The sequence below is a fragment of the Pseudomonas sp. MDT2-39-1 genome (genome assembly GCF_054898085.1).
Genome location: NZ_CM142716.1, coordinates 1,528,346 through 1,544,723 on the forward strand (window position 1 = coordinate 1,528,346; position 16,378 = coordinate 1,544,723).

Here is a 16,378-nt window from a genome sequence, read left to right on the forward strand (position 1 = left end):
GCGTGTTTATACGATAGAAACGGTCAATTGGACGGCTAACGCTGTCAGTTGCGTGAAAACTCGACGAATGCCGCGATCACTTGCTCGATTTGAGCGCCGCTGACGTCCATGTGCGTGACCATCCGCAGACGCCCGGCAGCGCTCAGCTTAATGCCGCGCTCGGCCGCAAAGGTCTTGATCGCCTCGGCCTTGTCGCCCATTTGCACATAAACCATGTTGGTCTGCACCGGTTCGACTTCGTAACCGGCCTTTTGCAGTCCGTCGGCCAGAAATTGCGCGTTGGCGTGATCATCGGCCAAACGCTGAACGTTGTTATCCAGCGCATAAAGCCCCGCCGCCGCCAAAAGACCTGCCTGGCGCATGCCGCCACCGACCATCTTGCGCAGGCGACGTGCCTTGCCAATCAACGCCTCCGAGCCGCACAACACCGAACCGATCGGCGCACCCAGGCCCTTGGACAGGCAGACCGAGACCGAATCGAAGTGCTGAGTGATCTCGCGGGCATCAACACCCAACTTGACGGCCGCGTTGTAGAGCCGGGCGCCGTCCAGGTGCAGGGCCAGCCCATGCTCACGGGTGAAGCTGCGCGCCCGGGCGAGATACTCCAGCGGCAGGACTTTGCCCTGCATAGTGTTTTCCAGCGCCAGCAACCGCGTTCGGGCGAAATGGAAGTCGTCCGGTTTGATCGCGGCGGCAGCATGCGCGAGGTCCAGCGAGCCGTCGGACTGCACTTCCAGCGGCTGCGGCTGGATCGAGCCGAGTACCGCCGCACCGCCACCTTCGTACTTATACGTGTGCGCCTGCTGGCCGACGATGTACTCGTCACCGCGTTCGCAATGAGCCATCAACCCCAGCAGGTTGCTCATGGTGCCTGTTGGCACGAACAACGCAGCGGCAAAACCCAGTCGTTTTGCCAATTCCGCTTCCAGACGATTGACCGTCGGATCCTCGCCATAGACGTCGTCACCGGTGGCCGCACTGGCCATCACGTCGAGCATCCCGGCGGTCGGTTGGGTAACGGTGTCGCTGCGAAGATCGATAACGCTCATGAATCTGGCCTCGGTAAGCAGGGAAAATCCCTTTCAGTCAGGAATTACTGAGGTCATGACGACGATTAATCAACCCCGGACGAAGGAAAAGAGGCGTCAAGCGAGCAAAAAAGTCGATAGCAATCATCAGATAGCAGCAATGCACGGCTCGGAAATATGTGTTAAAAAGCTTCGCCGCCAGACAATCTGGCGGCAAAACGTTCTCAGGGCGGGGTGCAACTCCCCACCGGCGGTAATTGCGCTCAATGCGCATAGCCCGCGAGCGCTTGGTGACAGTACGGCTTCGGCGGTGACTGGCGGCAAGGTCAGCAGACCCGGTGTGATCCCGGGGCCGACGGTCATAGTCCGGATGAAGAGAGAACGGGATTGGCGCCAAAGGGCCGTCCGCGGGCATTCGTGCGAGCGTGCGTACCCTTTAATCCCATTCGATTCATATGCCCTGTTTTTTCATAAACAGGAGTCAGAACATGCAACCCACCGCAATCGATAGCAAAAGCAAACACCATCAGGGCGAGCGCGTTGCGTTCATCCAGGCCTGCTGGCACAAGGAAATCGTTGATCAGAGCCGTAAAGGCTTTGTTGCCGAGATGATTGCTCAGGGTTATCAGGAATCCGACATCGATTTCTTCGAAGTCGGCGGCGCCTTTGAAATTCCACTGCACGCCAAACTGCTGGCCAAGTCCGGTCGTTATGCCGGCATCGTAGCGGCGGGACTGGTGGTCGACGGCGGGATCTACCGCCACGAATTCGTCGCCCAGTCGGTGATCAGCGGCCTGATGCAAGTTCAGCTGGAAACCGAAGTGCCGGTGTTCTCGGTCGTTCTGACCCCGCACCACTTCCATGCCGGCGAAGAGCATCAGAAGTTCTTCTTCGAGCATTTCGTGCATAAAGGTCAGGAAGCGGCGAAGACCTGTGCGGATACGCTGCACAAGATGCGTGCGTTGTGTCGTAGCGAGCCGCGTGCGGTAGCCGTCTAAACACCGAACCAGCCCCTGGAGCGAGGCTTGCCCGCGAAGGCGATTTTAAATTCAACATCACTGTTGATTATGAAATCGCCTTCGCGGGCCAGCCTCGCTCCTACTGGGGGCGGCGATAATTTTCAGGCCAGGTTTTCGTCGGTGGTCGGCACGATCAGGATGCCGGCGCGCAGGCCGTTTTTGACTTTGGGGTTCGGGAAGATGATCCGGGCGCCCTTCTCTTCGATGATCCAGCGGGTCTGGGCGATGTCTTCGGCCAGCACGTAACCTACATCCAATTCCGAAAAGTTCTCGATGTCCGCCGGCAGGTTCAGGCGGAAGCTATCGCTGTGCTTGATGATTTCCCGCGCCACGCTAAACAACTGCAAACCGTCCAGGCATTCTTCAGTCACCGCTGGCTCGCTACCTTCGATGATCTGTTTGAGGCGGGTCTCGAGCAGTGAGACGTTAACCCCGTCGTTCTGCCCGAATGGCCGCGCCTTACCCAACTCAAGGGTGAAAGACTCGGCACCCAGTTTGTCGTAGGTGTAAGAGCTGAAAACGATCGACGACTTGTTCTGCAACAGCACCGCTTCCATGCCGGCAGCACGCAAGCGGGCCAGTTCCAGGCGTGAATGCTGGCGCCCTTCTTTCCAGGGATACAACGCGAACTGTTCGATTTTCGAGCCACGAATCGCGGTGTGCAGGTCGTAGTGCAGACGGCTGCGGTCCGGCAGGCTGAAGAAACTCGCCGCCAGCCGCTCAAGCTCACACGCGCGCAGGGCTTCAGAGCCACTGGTTTGTTCGTGACGGCCGTTGAACAGCCGATTGACGTCCTGTTCGATAAAGCGCTCGCCTTTGCGAATCGCTTCCGGATTACCGAACAGGAACAGAATACGTGCGCGCGGCTTCAAGTCGCCGCGGGCAATTTCATGCAACAGGCGATCGAGCAGCTCGATCGGCGCTGTTTCGTTGCCGTGGATACCGGCTGATAGCAGCAGGTCCTGGCCGTTGTTGCGAGCCTCAGGTGGCCGGACTTCCAGCGCACCTTCGCTCAACCAGCGCATGCGCACGCCTTCGACAGTCAGTTGAGTCTTCTCCGCCGGTTCGCGGCCGGCGAGGGTCAGTTCAAGCAGTTTGCCGAGGGCGAGCATAGAGCGGTTTCCTTAGTGGTCGTGTGCGCAATCCGGGCCATGCACGTGGTCTTCGTCGCCGACTTCAGCCGGTTCCATTTCCAGTTGCAGACTTACCAGATTAGTCGCCAATGGGCGCAGCAGCAGGTTGGCGTATTCAGCGTCACCTTCTTCAACATCCACGCCGATCAGCAGTTGGCCGCGGCCGTCCTGCTGGATCCACAGCTCTTTACCTTGCCACATGACCGCGACGCGGGTGCAGGAGGTTTCCAGTTGCGTGCCGTCGGTGTCTTCAAGGATCAGCTGCAGGGTATCGCTCATGTTTTTACGCTCTCGACGTTCAATTGATCTGGAATGGATAAACCGCGCCCAGTTTAAGGATTTGCGTCAGTTCATCCAGTGCCGTCCGGCACTCAAGCAGCAATTGCGGGTCCGCAAGATCGTTTTCGGTCATGCGGTCGCGGTAGTGCTTGTCGACCCACTCGGTCAGCGTGCCGTACAACGGTGCCGTCATGATAACCCCTGGATTGACGGCCGCCAGTTCGGTTTCGTTCAGTGCGACACGCAACCGCAGGCACGCCGGGCCACCGCCGTTTTGCATGCTTTGTTTCAGATCGAAAACCTTCACTTCGCGGATCAGGCCGCCGGAGCTGGTCAGGCCTTGCAGGTATTGCCAGACGCGCTCGTTGCCACGGCACTCTTCCGGCACGATCAACAGCATCGAACCGTCAGGACGCGTCAACAACTGGCTATTGAACAGGTAGGAACGAACGGCGTCTTCGACGGTTACGGCCGAACGCGGTACGCAGATTGACTGGAATTTCCCACCGAATTTTGCGAGTTTGCCTTGCAGTTCAGCGAGCATCTGGTCGGTGTCGAGGAACGCGTCCTCGTGATAGAACAGCACTTCACCGTTACCCACCGCGATCACGTCGTTATGGAACACGCCCTGATCGATCACCGAAGGGTTCTGCTGGGCGTAGACCACGCCGTCATCGCTCAAGCCGTGCAGGCGAGCAACGGCTTGAGAGGCTTCGAGGGTCTGGCGCGCCGGGTACTTCTGTGGCGCCGGGTAGCGGGTGTCGAACGCACTGCGACCGAACACGAAGAACTCGACGCCGGCTTCACCGTATTCACGGCAGAAACGGGTGTGGTTGGCCGCGCCTTCATCGCCGAACTGTGCCACTGCCGGTAAAGCGGCGTGGTGAGCGAAGTGCTTCTGGTCAGCGAACATCGCCCCCAGCACGCGGCTGGTGGTCGGGTGTTCGATGCTGCGGTGGTATTTGCAGTTGAGGTTGGCGGCAGTGAAATGCACTCGACCGTCGGCAGTGTCGGCACTCGGGCTGACTGTGGCGGCGTTGGCCACCCACATGCTCGACGCCGAGCAACTGGCGACCAGCAATGGCATCGCGTCTTTGGCGGCTTGTTCGATCACTTGCGCGTCGGTGCCGCTGAAACCCAAGCGGCGCAGGGCGGCGACGTCAGGACGTTCCTGGGGTGCCAGAACGCCTTGCTGGAAGCCCATTTCCATCAGCGCTTTCATTTTCGCCAAGCCTTGCAGCGCGGCTTCCTTCGGGTTCGAAGACTGCTGGCTGTTGCTCTGGGAAGCGACGTTGCCGTAGGACAAACCGCCGTAGTTATGGGTCGGCCCCACTAGACCGTCAAAATTGACTTCATAGGATTTCATCAGCGAGGGCTCCACGAGAATCTGTTGTTATAGGCATCTGGTAACTGTTCAGTAAGAGCGAGTCGCGGCCTTCGCGGGCAAGCCTCGCTCCTACAGGTTTTGTGTCGTCCGCATGATCGGCACACACCACAAATCCCGTAGGAGCGAGGCTTGCCCGCGAATGGCCGTTACGCCATTCGCACGCCGGGCGTCAACGAGGCAGGCAACACCAGGCTCGGCGTTTCCAGCGAGGCCACCGGGTACGCGCAGTAATCCGCGGCGTAGTAGGCGCTGGCGCGGTGGTTGCCCGAGGCGCCGACGCCGCCGAATGGCGCGCTGCTTGCGGCACCGGTCAGTTGCTTGTTCCAGTTGACGATGCCGGCACGGCTTTCCAGCCAGAACTGCTGATAACGCGCTTCGGAATCCGACAGCAACCCGGCCGCCAAGCCATAGTCGGTGTCGTTGGCTTCAGCGATCGCTGCTTCAAAATTAGCGTAGCGGATCACTTGCAGCAGCGGACCGAACAGCTCTTCGTCAGGACGATCGGCGACTGCCGTCACGTCCAGAATGCCCGGCGTCAGTAACGCGGCTTGCGCCTGAGGCTGAGTCATTTCAAGCAGCGCCACGGCGCCGTTGGCCAGAAAGTGTTCTTGCGCATCCATCAGCGCTTTTGCCGCACCGAGGGAAATCACCGAGCCCATGAACGGCGCCGGTTGTTGATCAAACGCACCGACTTCAATCGTCGCACTGACCGCTACCAGACGCGCCAGCAACGTGTCGCCCCAGGCGCCTTGCGGCACCAGCAAGCGACGGGCACAGGTGCAACGTTGGCCGGCAGAAATGAACGCCGACTGGATGATGGTGTAAACGGCAGCATCGAGGTCTGCGACCTGATCAACGACCAGCGGGTTGTTACCGCCCATCTCCAGCGCGAGGATCTTGTCCGGGCGACCGGCGAATTGCTGGTGCAGGTGATTGCCGGTGCGGCTGGAACCAGTGAAGAACAAACCGTCGATGCCCGAGTTCGCCGCCAGGGCGATACCGGTTTCGCGAGCGCCTTGCAGCAGGTTCAACACGCCCGCCGGCAGGCCGGCTTCGATCCAGCATTTAACCGTGAGCTCGGCGACTTTCGGGGTCAGTTCGCTTGGCTTGAACAGCACGCTGTTACCGGCCAGCAGCGCCGGCACGATGTGCCCGTTCGGCAAATGACCCGGGAAATTGTAAGGCCCGAACACCGCCACCACGCCGTGCGGCTTATGGCGCAGCACGGCGGTGGCGTCGCCCAGTGGGCCGCTCTTCTCGCCGGTACGCTCGCGGTAGCTCTGCACCGAAATCGCAATCTTGTTGACCATGCTGGTCACTTCGGTCGCCGCTTCCCACAACGGTTTACCGGTTTCCTCACCAATGGTGCGGGCCAGTTCGTCGGCGTGGTTCTTCAGCGCGGCGGCAAAGGCTTCAAGCACAGCAATGCGTTCTTCCAGGGTACGACGGGCCCAGCCCGGGAACGCCTGACGTGCAGCCTGCACGGCCGACTCGACCTGAGCGGTAGTAGCGCCTTCGCCGGTCCACAACACTTGCTGGGTCACCGGGTTCAGCGACTGGAACGCTTCGCCCTGACCGGCCAGCCATTCACCTGCGATGTATAGCGAATTCATTATTTCGACTCCCTGGCAGCAGACAACGGAACGGCGCGCACTTGATCGCCGGCGTTGAGTTGAAGGCGTTTGGCGGTCAGCGGATCGACGACCAACGTGCCGGCGGCGAAGCGTGCTGGCGCGGCAGTGATCCGGCAGTCTTCGCGCTTGCGGTTGTGAATCAGGAACGGTGTAGCGTCATCACCCGGCGTGCCAATGGCCAACACCAGCGCCTGGCTGTCGCGCACGGCGCGGATCTTGCCGGTTTCGCACTCGACCGCTGGGCCGGCGTCAAAAATGTCGACATAGCCTTGGTAGCTGAAACCTTCGCTCTTGAGCATGGCCAGCGCCGGCTCGGTGTCCGGGTGGACCTGGCCGATGACATTGCGCGCGTCTGACGACAGGAAGCAGGTGTACAGCGGGAATTTGGGCATCAGTTCGGCGATGAACGCCTTGTTGCCCACGCCTGTCAGGTAATCGGCCTGGCTGAATTCCATTTTGAAGAAGTGACGGCCCAGGCTTTCCCAGAATGGCGAGCGCCCGGCTTCGTCGGACACGCCGCGCATCTCGGCAATGATCTTGTTGCCAAACAGCTGTGAGAACTCGGCGATGAACAGCATCCGCGCCTTGGCCAGCATGCGGCCGTTGAGGCCCGTGCGGTAATCGGCGTGGAGGAACAGCGAGCACAATTCGGAGTTGCCGGTCAGGTCGTTGGCCAGGAACAGCGTCGGGATCTCGCGGTAAATGTTCAGCTCTTGCGAGGCGCTGACGGTCAGGCCAACCCGGAAGTTGTACCAAGGCTCACGCAGGCCGACGGCGCCGGCAATGGCGGAAATGCCCACCACGCGGCCGTCATCGTCTTCGAGTACGAACAGGTAGTCCGCATCGCCCCGCCCGGCTTCGCCGCGGAAGGTCTTCTCGGCCCAGCCGACCCGATGGGCCAGACGTTCTTCGTTGGCCGGCAAAGTGGTCAGGCCGGTGCCGGTGCTGCGGGCCAGGTCGATCAGAGCGGGTAAATCGCTGCTGCGTACGGGACGAACGATCATGCTATCTCCTCAAACGGGCCGCTGACGCCACCCGTGAAACTTCGCTGCTTTCCAGACATTTCTATCCAGGAATTAAAGCAGGCGTTAAACCGCCACCAGGCGCACGCTCGCACCTTCACCGACGCCCAGGGCTTCGGCCGCTTCCAGATCCAGGGTCACTGGCTTGCCCGGCGCGTAATCGAGCTCAAGCAACACGGCGCGGTAATCCTGCAACTGGGCGTTGGCCACCAGGTACTGACGACCGGCGCCTTTGACCGGCTCGCCGATTTTCACCGGTACTACACGGCTCTGGGCGATCGAACGGATCCCCGAGACGCGGGCATGCAACGTCGGGCCACCGTCGAAAATGTCGATGTAGTGATCGGTCTCGAAGCCTTCGCGCATCAGGATGTCGAAGGTGATCTGCGCCCGTGGATGCACCTGGCCCATCGCTTCTTGCGCGGAGTCCGGCAGCAACGGCACGTAAATCGGGTAATGCGGCATCAATTCAGCGAGGAACGTCCGGCTCTTCAGACCGCACAGGCGCTCGGCCGCGGCGTAGTTGAGGTCGAAGAAGTTGCGACCGATGGCATCCCAGAACGGCGAGTCGCCATTTTCGTCGCTGTAACCGACGATCTCGGTCACCACGGAATCGGCAAAACGCTCCGGATGGCTGGCGACGAACAGCAGACGACCACGGGAATTGAGTTCCGCCCAAGGCGAACCCACCAGCTCGCGCTGCACGTAGAAACTGGTCAGCAAGCTGTTGCCGGTCAGGTCGTGGCACTGCGAAAGCACGTGAATCTTGTTATGAATCTTCAGCTCGCGGGAGGCGTGCACGAAGGTTTCATTACGGAAGCTGTAGAACGGCTCGGAATAACCGGCGGAGGCAACGATGGCCGAACAACCGACCAATTTGCCGGTGGCCGAGTCTTCGAGGACGAAGAAGTAGCTCTCTTCACCGTTGAAGCTGACCTCAGCAGAAAACGACGCTTCGCTTGCCGCGATCTTGTCGCTCAGGCGTTCAACGTCATCCGGCAAGGAAGTGACACCAATCGGGCTGTCCGCAGCCAGACGCTGTACCTCGCCCAGATCAGCCATTTGCGCGGGGCGCATCACCAGCATGGTGTCACTCCTTTCTCGTAACTCTTTTGGGGAAAATAAGCCGAACCCTTGTAGGAGCGAAGCTTGCTCGCGAAGGCGGTGTGTCAGCCGATGATGATGATGGCTGACACGACCCCTTCGCGGGCAAGCATCGCTCCTACAGAAAAGCGGGTCCGGCATGAAAATTGGGTTCGGCGCCTGAAATGTCAGGCGCCGAAGGGTCTATCAGGCTTGCGTCAGCTTGGCCACGGCGCGTTCGAAACGATCCAGGCCCTGATCGATGTCTGCGTCTTCAACCACCAGGCTTGGCGCGAAACGCACCACGTCCGGGCCGGCTTGCAGAATCATCAGGCCTTCACGCTCGGCGGCGTTAAAGATGTCCTTGGCCTTGCCTTTCCAGGCATCGCTCAGCACACAACCAATCAACAGGCCCATACCGCGGACCTTGGTGAAAATGGCGTATTTCTCGCCGATCTGCTCCAGGCGAGCCTTGAACTTGTCGTGCTTGGCATTCACGCCGGCCAGCACCTCAGGAGTGTTGATCACGTCGATCACGGCTTCAGCGACAGCGCACGCCAGCGGGTTGCCGCCGTAGGTGGTGCCGTGAGTGCCGACGACCAGGTGTTTGGCCAGGTCTTCGGTGGTCAGCATCGCCGCGATCGGGAAACCGCCGCCCAGGCTCTTGGCGCTGGTCAGGATGTCCGGGACCACGCCGTAATGCTGGTAGGCGAACAAATGGCCGGTGCGACCCATGCCGGTCTGCACTTCGTCGAAGATCAGCAGCGCGTTGTGCGCGGTGCACAGGTCGCGGGCACCTTGCAGGTACTCAAGTTCGGCCGGGATGACACCACTTTCGCCCTGAATCGGCTCCAGCACCACAGCGCAGGTCTTGTCGGAAATGGCGGCTTTCAAAGCGGCCAGATCGTTGTACGGCACGTGGGAGATACCGGTGATCTTCGGACCGAAGCCATCGGAATACTTCGACTGGCCACCGACGTTCACGGTGAACAGGGTACGACCGTGGAAGCTGTTGAGCGCGGCGATGATTTCGTACTTCTCGCTGCCGAAACGATCGAAGCCGACGCGACGGGCCAGCTTGAAGGCGGCCTCGTTGGCTTCGGCGCCGGAGTTGCAGAAGAAAGCGCGCTCGGCAAAGGTGGCGTTGATCAGCTTATGCGCCAGGCGCAAGGCCGGCTCATTGGTGAACACGTTGGACACGTGCCACAGCTTGTTCGCCTGTTCGGTCAAGGCACCGACCAGCGCCGGGTGCGCATGGCCCAATACGTTAACGGCAATCCCGCCGGCGAAGTCGATCAGCTCGCGGCCAGACTGGTCCCAGACACGGGAACCGGCACCACGCACAGGAATGAAGGCGGCAGGCGCGTAGTTGGGAACCATTACCTGGTCGAAATCGGCGCGTTCTACCGCAGCGTGCTCAACGGACATCGGAGTCTCCTGATGAGGAACACTCGCCGGAAACTGGCGAGCGATGGGGGGATTGTAAGGACAGTTTTCAGCCCGGCCTTGCCGCCAAGCGACAACTTCTTATAGCGCAAACCCCGGTTTTCCCCGGGTTTACGGCAATGCGACATATAGGGTCGCAAAGGCGCAGTTTAAACCGCCAGCACAGGTTATAGGCAGGCTTGTGGAACGGTGCGGTAAATATGTACCGCACGGAACGAATCATCGTCTGTTTTGCTGGCGACTCATCCAAACGCTAAGGGAATAGCGCATGAGTCGACACGAAAACGATCGTCCTTCTAATGCTGCCGGCAGTGAATCTGCCACGCAGCCGGACGATCACTACCATCACCTGTTCAACAATTTGCCGGCTTGGGTTTTAGAAGCATCGTCCGGCACCCGCAGTGCCCTGAAAAACGCCAAGCTTACGAAGTCGAGCGGGCATAGCACTGCGACATCTCTGCAACACCAGTCGCTGAAAAAGCTCAGTCAGGAACACTGGACCCATCGAAATCACCTGGACGCAACGCTGTCGAAACTGCAAGGCGCACGAGCCTTTGCCGAACCACTGCTGAGCGCCGCCCTGAAAACCCGGTTTGATCTGGAACTGGACGTTAAAACCACTTTCCTGCGCCTGTACATCCCACAAACCGTGCCTTGGTTCGGGATCAAGACCGGCGCCGCGCGCACCTGGACCGTGTCGCTGCTCGACGCCGTCCTGCATAACTTTCAGGAATCGGAAACGGCGTCTGATGCTTACGAGTCCGCCTCGACGTTCATTACCGAACCGTCGCCCACAGGGCAGTTCGATACGCTGCCCGCGGTCAAACAGAAGCTTACCGTCGCGGCCTTTGCGCGGCTGTGCCGGGAACTGGATATCGGCGCCCGGTACAACACGTACCTCAAAGACAATCTGGGACTGACCAACCCGGTCGCCGGTGCGGTGGTGAGATCGAAGGTAATCAGCTCGCACAAAGCGGCACTCAAAGCTGCGCTGCAAATGGCTTATATCCGCAAGGACATTCCAGAGGATGCCCATCTCTCGATCCTGCGCATTCTGGAAGGACGTTCGGGTGCGCGACTGGATGGCCAGCCGCTGTACGGTCATGACCTGACCCTAATGTCCTCCTCTCTGACCGGGATTGTCATTTTCGCAGCGAGCCTAGAGCGCGCACGCAAGGGAACACGGATCATCGCCTACATTCCCGACGATCCAGAGCATCCGCTCAAGGAATACCCGAACACCCTGGCGTTCATGACCGAACTGACCCGAAAGCTGCGCACGCCTGCTTACCAGACGTTCTTCAGCCGCTTCGTCGAACACAAGGAAAGGGGCCATTTCTTCGCTGATCTCAACCGTCGTCTCCAGAGCGTGACCTGGCATCAACACAAGCGTGGCGACCCACTGCCGAGCTGGCGCGAAACGCCCGTCGACAGGCCCAATCTGCGGTTTTCGATGACGCCGTTCAGCGCGGACCTGTGGAATCATCTTTATCAGCGACAGCTGAACAAGATCCTCAACGATGCAAGTACGCTTGCCGTTTCCACCGCCGCTGCCGACCGAAACGCGCGATGGGCCTTGTGGGACGCCTTCAGCAAAGTGGCTTCCACACTCCTTGAAATCGCGACGTTCGTTGCATTGCCGTTCGTCCCGTTTCTCGGCGAATTGATGCTGGGCTACATGGCTTACCAGTTACTCGACGAAACCTTCGAAGGCATTGTGGATTTGGCCGAAGGGCTGAAAACAGAAGCTTTCGGGCATCTGATGACGTTTGTCGAAACAGTGGTTGAGGTGGGCACATTCGCGGTCGGCGGCGCTATCGCTGCCGGCGCCTTTAGCCGCCTGCTTTCGCGCGAAGCTGTCGCGCTGGTCGACCCGCTCAAACCCGTCGCAACGTCAGATGGGAAAACCCGCTACTGGAAGCCGGATCTCACACCTTACGAACAGGCACACAAGCTGCCCGAAGGCGCAAAACCCGATCAGCATGGCCTCTATCACCACGCGGGCAAGATGCTGCTGCCGCTGGAAGGAAAACTGTACGCCGTGAAATCCGATGGCACCTCGGGCGCGTTTCAGATTGAGCATCCGACCCGGGCCGATGCTTACCAGCCGTCTCTGCTGCATAACAATCACGGTGCCTGGCACACAGAAATGGAACAGCCGCTGAACTGGGACCGGGAAACGGTCATGCGTCGTCTCGGCCAGGGTGTCGAGTCGTTCAGCGGCGCCGAGCGCGAACAGATCCTGCGGGTCAGCGGTTTCCACGACAATGCCGTGCGCGAAATGCATGTCGAGCATTATCGCCCGCCTTCGTTGCTGACCGACACGATCAAACGCTTCAGGATCAATCGGGACATTGAAACCTTTATCGAGCAGATCGGCAGTGATCAACCCGAGCACTATCGAAAGGCTGACACGGCCCTGCAACATCAACTCCTGAGCGGTTACGACGACTGGCCTGTCGACACCCCCATGCCGACACCGCAAGCCCAAACGCCAGCCTTCAGACGACGGACCGTCGAACTCGCCCGGAACCACCAAAAATCGCTGTTCGATTTGCGTTATCGAGCAGAGGAAAAAACCAACGATCCGCGGGTTCAGCGACTGCTCGACGACGTGCCGGGGTTACCGAGCGATATCGCCCAGGAACTGGTGAGCAATGCCTGCGGCACTGAATTAAAACAGCTGCACAACGGCAACACGCCCCAGCGACTCAAGGACGCGGCACTGAAAGCCATGGAGGCCGTGCGTGCAACCCGAGCCTGTGAAGGTTTTTATTCCGAAGCGCTGGACAACACCGACACCCACCGACTGGCCTTGCAAAGCCTGAACTCATTGCCCGGCTTGCCGGCCGAGCTGCGTATCGAAGTGCGGGATTACTCTGCCGAGGGAACCGTGCGCGACAGCATTGGCCTGCCCAATGCGCCAATGCTAAAAACACTGGTTCGCGCTGAAGACGGGACTTACCAGGTTCACCCAGACAATGAATCGACGTCCGGTGATTTTTACCACGCCCTGTTCCAGGCGCTGCCGGATGCACAGCGCAATAAGCTGAACCCTTCGATCACAGACGCCCGGGCACTTAAACAGCGCATCGCCGAACACGCGCTGGAGCAACCGACATTACGCACGCTGTTCGCAAAAAATCCCCGTCGAAAACCGTTTTATGACCCCACCACCATGCGCCTGCCCGGTGGTACGCAGGGTTACAGTCGAGTCAACCGCGAGACACCTACGCTCAACGATCGGGTTCGCGAGGTTTACCCCAACCTGCCTCAAGAGGAAATGCAGTCCTTTGTCCAGGCGCTGCAACTTCATCCCGATGGCGCTCGCGTAGAACTTTCACGCTTGAGCAGGGAGTTGGCCCGACTGCATAAGGATCTGCACGCGTGGGTAAATGACGCACCCACTGTTCATCCTGAAACCGGCCGCCCACTCAGCGAGCTGGATCAACAGGCCGAGAGAAACAATCGCCGATTGCTGGCTCAGGAAATCCAGCGCAGCTGGCGGCGGCAGTCCGACCGGGACTTCGACACGCCGGATGGGATTAGCCGGTACACGCTCAGGTTTGCAGAGCCGATCGTCGGTGACTTGCCATCATTGAGTGCCGATTTCAGTCACGTATCGCTGCTGTCCCTGGAAGGCAATCGTGCCGCGCAGGGTATTCCGGGTTTTCTACAGGGCTTCAGTGGACTACGCCGTCTGGAATTACGCCGCTTCTCCCTGGCCACCCTCCCCGACGCCGTTAGCCGAATGCCAGACCTTCGTGCCTTAGTGTTAAGCGATTGCGGCATCAGGGTCGACGCGGCCACGTGGTCGAAACTGACGTCATTGAACAAGCTGAGCATGCTGGACCTGTACAAGAATCCGTTTGAAACCCTGCCGCGCATCGACACGATGAGCGAGCTGGCGCATCTGGATCTGAGCGACACCCACCTGACAGAGATTCCGGCCAGCGTTCTGCAACACCCAAAGCTCGACGCCCTCCTGCTGATGAACAACCGCATCAGCGAGTTGCCTGCCGGGTTATTCGAGAGCTCGCTGTACGAAAAGCGCGGCGTACACCTCACGCACAATCCGCTTTCGATCAGGTCTCGGGAACTGATCAAGCAACACCACTTCGAGACCGCTTATGACATGGGCGTCTATGCCCCCGAGGCAGATATTGATCGCGTCAAGGCGTTGTACCCCGGCATGGAAGTCGAACAGGCCAGCGAGTTCGTGTATGAGTTGCCGGGAACGCTGGAGGATGGCCGCACCTATCTGACGCGCCTTGAGGAAGAGCTCACCCAACTGCGAAATAATCTGTCTGCCTGGACCGCCGACATTCCGGACCGGCATCCCGATACCGGCGAACCTTTCAGCGCCGACCAACTGTTTGCCGAGCAAGCCAACCGTGACGAATTCAAGCAGGCGCTTGAGAAGTGCTGGCAGCATGAGTCCGAACTGGATGATTTCAATGAATCGCTTGAGCCGACTTTCGAACTCACTGTCCGCCCGGTCATCAATGGAGAACTGCCGACCCTGAGTGCGGGCTTCAGGCATGTTTCCGCACTGGAGGTCCGCAGTGCCGATGGCGTAACGCGCATCGGGCGTTTCCTCGAGTCCTTTCCCAACCTCAAAAGCCTGAGGCTGCGCGGATGTGACCTTGGCAACATTCCCGACGCGGTGTTCAAGATGGGACGTCTGCGCTCACTGTCGCTTCCCGATTGCCGGGTCAGTCTGTCAGCAGAGACGGCAAACGCATTGGCTGGAATGGAGCAGCTTGATTACCTCGACCTGGGCTTCAACCCACTGGGGCGCACCCCTGATCTGAGTCAGATGCCGGAGCTCTCGACGGTCCTGCTCAACGACACCGGCATCACGCAACTACCGGACGGTCTGTTCCAACTGACTGACCTGGACTGGGCAGACCTGAGCACGAATGCAATCACCGAGGTGCCCAGTGACCTGATGGAGCTGCCCGCTGAAACTGCAGAGAACATCACGTTGAGAGGCAACCCGTTTACCGAGGAAAGCCTGTTACGGCTGATCAGTTACTTCGAACACACAGGGGCTGACTTTGGCGTAGAAGAAGTGATCAACCGAGGTGAAATGCAGGTTTCCACCTCTGAGGGCTCCGAGATCGACGAGTAATTCAGCCGCGCTCGGACGGCACCGACGACAACTCAAATGGACTGCTGCTGCGCCGCTGGTTGCGATCTTCCCGCGGCGTGGCGCCGAAGAAGTTGCGGTAGGCGCTGGAGAAATGCGGCCCCGAGGAGAAGCCACACGACAGGCCGATCTGGATGATCGACTTGCTGGTTTGCATCAACATCTGCCGGGCCTTGTTCAGGCGCAGTTCCAGGTAGTACTGGCTCGGCACTCGGTTGAGGTATTGCTTGAAGATCCGCTCCAGCTGTCGACGGGATACGCACACGTGCTGGGCGATTTCGTCGGTGGTCAGCGGCTCTTCGATGTTGGCTTCCATCAGCAACACCGCTTGGGTGAGCTTCGGATGGCTGGAGCCCAGGCGGTTCTGCAACGGAATGCGTTGACGTTCGCCGCCCTCACGGATGCGCTCGACCACCAGTTCTTCCGACACAGCGCCGGCCAGTTCGGCACCGTGATCACGGGCCAGCACCGCCAGCAACAGATCGAGTACCGACAGGCCGCCGCACGCGGTCAGGCGATCGCGATCCCAATCGAACAGATGGCTGGTGGCGATGACTTTCGGGAAGCGCTCGGCGAAATCGTCCTGCCAACGCCAATGCACGGCAGCGCGGTAACCGTCGAGCAAACCCAATTGCGCCAACGGGTAGACACCGGCGGACAAAGCACCGATCACACAACCGGCTCGCACCAGCTGCTTCAGCGAACTGCTGAGCGCCGGCGCGAGGGTGGTCGGCGGCTCATCGGCGAGCAGAAACAGCTTCTGGAAGTTTTCGAGCTTGCCGGCCCACGGCTCACCCGGCAATTGCCAGGCGCCTTCGGTCGGCGGTTCGGCCTGCAAAAACGACAGTTCGTAGACAACGTCCGGATGCACACGCTGGGCAACACGCAAGGCCTCCTCAGCCAGCGCAAGCGTCAGTGCTTTAGTGCTGGGCCAAATCAGGAAACCAATTCGATGGGCAGTCATGGCGGGCAATCCGAAACGAAAACAGTGATGAAGGCATGGGCCAATGCTAGCCCGTAAATGAACACAAATCTCAAAACCAGCAGAGATCCCCTGTAGGAGCGAGGCTTGCCCGCGAAAGCGGTGGTTCAGACAGCAATGATGTTGACTGAACCACCGCTTTCGCGGGCAAGCCTCGCTCCTACAGGGGGTCGGGGCCAGCCTTTAGCTTGCGAAGCATGCACTATCCCGGTG

General features: G+C 59.8%; 11 protein-coding genes and 1 riboswitch. Of the genes, 2 read left to right on the top strand and 9 right to left on the bottom strand.

The annotated features are described in order from the left end of the window. Window positions 1-44 precede the first annotated feature (44 nt). Complete coding sequence (gene ltaE / locus ACYZTM_RS07560; RefSeq protein WP_131059684.1) at window positions 45-1,049, bottom strand: low-specificity L-threonine aldolase; 1,005 nt, start codon at window positions 1,047-1,049, stop codon at window positions 45-47. A gap of 195 nt (window positions 1,050-1,244) precedes the next feature. Continuing rightward, a riboswitch (FMN riboswitch) is annotated at window positions 1,245-1,415 on the top strand. A gap of 101 nt (window positions 1,416-1,516) precedes the next feature. Between ltaE and ACYZTM_RS07565 the strand changes: the two genes are divergently transcribed. Further along, window positions 1,517-2,026, top strand: coding sequence for a 6,7-dimethyl-8-ribityllumazine synthase (locus tag ACYZTM_RS07565; RefSeq protein WP_131059685.1), 510 nt, complete (start codon window positions 1,517-1,519; stop codon window positions 2,024-2,026). Between the two features lie 122 nt (window positions 2,027-2,148). Here the strand turns inward: ACYZTM_RS07565 and astE are convergent, their stop codons facing one another. From astE to ACYZTM_RS07600, 7 genes are all read right to left on the bottom strand, one after another. Then, on the bottom strand, window positions 2,149-3,159 hold the full coding sequence (astE, locus tag ACYZTM_RS07570) for a succinylglutamate desuccinylase (RefSeq protein WP_461987925.1): 1,011 nt from the start codon (window positions 3,157-3,159) through the stop codon (window positions 2,149-2,151). 12 nt (window positions 3,160-3,171) lie between these two features. Further along, complete coding sequence (locus tag ACYZTM_RS07575) at window positions 3,172-3,459, bottom strand: hypothetical protein (RefSeq protein ID WP_033056735.1); 288 nt, start codon at window positions 3,457-3,459, stop codon at window positions 3,172-3,174. A 19-nt stretch (window positions 3,460-3,478) separates the two neighbouring features. After that, entirely contained in the window at window positions 3,479-4,825 is a 1,347-nt protein-coding gene (astB, locus tag ACYZTM_RS07580) for an N-succinylarginine dihydrolase (RefSeq protein ID WP_131059687.1), read from the bottom strand. 167 nt (window positions 4,826-4,992) lie between these two features. Beyond that, complete coding sequence (gene astD / locus ACYZTM_RS07585) at window positions 4,993-6,462, bottom strand: succinylglutamate-semialdehyde dehydrogenase (RefSeq protein WP_461989111.1); 1,470 nt, start codon at window positions 6,460-6,462, stop codon at window positions 4,993-4,995. Next, window positions 6,459-7,484 carry an arginine N-succinyltransferase gene (gene astA / locus ACYZTM_RS07590; RefSeq protein WP_461987927.1) on the bottom strand — a complete coding sequence of 342 codons (1,026 nt, stop codon included), beginning with the start codon at window positions 7,482-7,484 and terminating at the stop codon, window positions 6,459-6,461. Before astA ends, astD begins: the two co-directional genes overlap by 4 nt. A gap of 84 nt (window positions 7,485-7,568) precedes the next feature. Continuing rightward, window positions 7,569-8,588, bottom strand: a complete 1,020-nt coding sequence (gene aruF / locus ACYZTM_RS07595) for an arginine/ornithine succinyltransferase subunit alpha (protein ID WP_461955279.1) — start codon at window positions 8,586-8,588, stop codon at window positions 7,569-7,571. Between the two features lie 204 nt (window positions 8,589-8,792). After that, window positions 8,793-10,013 carry an aspartate aminotransferase family protein gene (locus ACYZTM_RS07600; protein ID WP_131059691.1) on the bottom strand — a complete coding sequence of 407 codons (1,221 nt, stop codon included), beginning with the start codon at window positions 10,011-10,013 and terminating at the stop codon, window positions 8,793-8,795. Window positions 10,014-10,299: 286 nt separating this feature from the next. Here ACYZTM_RS07600 and ACYZTM_RS07605 point away from each other — a divergent pair, with 286 nt between their 5' ends. Continuing rightward, a complete protein-coding gene (locus ACYZTM_RS07605) occupies window positions 10,300-15,165 on the top strand; it encodes a dermonecrotic toxin domain-containing protein (RefSeq protein WP_461987930.1) in 4,866 nt (1,621 codons plus the stop codon). 1 nt (window position 15,166) lies between these two features. Here the strand turns inward: ACYZTM_RS07605 and argR are convergent, their stop codons facing one another. Further along, the gene (gene argR, locus ACYZTM_RS07610; protein WP_131059693.1) at window positions 15,167-16,147 is read right to left on the bottom strand and encodes a transcriptional regulator ArgR; all 981 of its coding nucleotides are present in this window, start codon (window positions 16,145-16,147) and stop codon (window positions 15,167-15,169) included. Window positions 16,148-16,378: the final 231 nt, after the last annotated feature.

Bases quoted from the DNA above. Each gene is read 5' to 3' on its own strand.
- ACYZTM_RS07575 (WP_033056735.1), bottom strand. From the start codon at position 3,459: ATGAGCGATACCCTGCAGCTGATCCTTGAAGACACCGACGGCACGCAA.
- aruF (WP_461955279.1), bottom strand. From the start codon at position 8,588: ATGCTGGTGATGCGCCCCGCGCAAATGGCTGATCTGGGCGAGGTACAG.
- astA (WP_461987927.1), bottom strand. From the start codon at position 7,484: ATGATCGTTCGTCCCGTACGCAGCAGCGATTTACCCGCTCTGATCGAC.
- ltaE (WP_131059684.1), bottom strand. From the start codon at position 1,049: ATGAGCGTTATCGATCTTCGCAGCGACACCGTTACCCAACCGACCGCC.
- ACYZTM_RS07600 (WP_131059691.1), bottom strand. From the start codon at position 10,013: ATGTCCGTTGAGCACGCTGCGGTAGAACGCGCCGATTTCGACCAGGTA.
- astE (WP_461987925.1), bottom strand. From the start codon at position 3,159: ATGCTCGCCCTCGGCAAACTGCTTGAACTGACCCTCGCCGGCCGCGAA.
- argR (WP_131059693.1), bottom strand. From the start codon at position 16,147: ATGACTGCCCATCGAATTGGTTTCCTGATTTGGCCCAGCACTAAAGCA.
- ACYZTM_RS07565 (WP_131059685.1), top strand. From the start codon at position 1,517: ATGCAACCCACCGCAATCGATAGCAAAAGCAAACACCATCAGGGCGAG.
- ACYZTM_RS07605 (WP_461987930.1), top strand. From the start codon at position 10,300: ATGAGTCGACACGAAAACGATCGTCCTTCTAATGCTGCCGGCAGTGAA.
- astB (WP_131059687.1), bottom strand. From the start codon at position 4,825: ATGAAATCCTATGAAGTCAATTTTGACGGTCTAGTGGGGCCGACCCAT.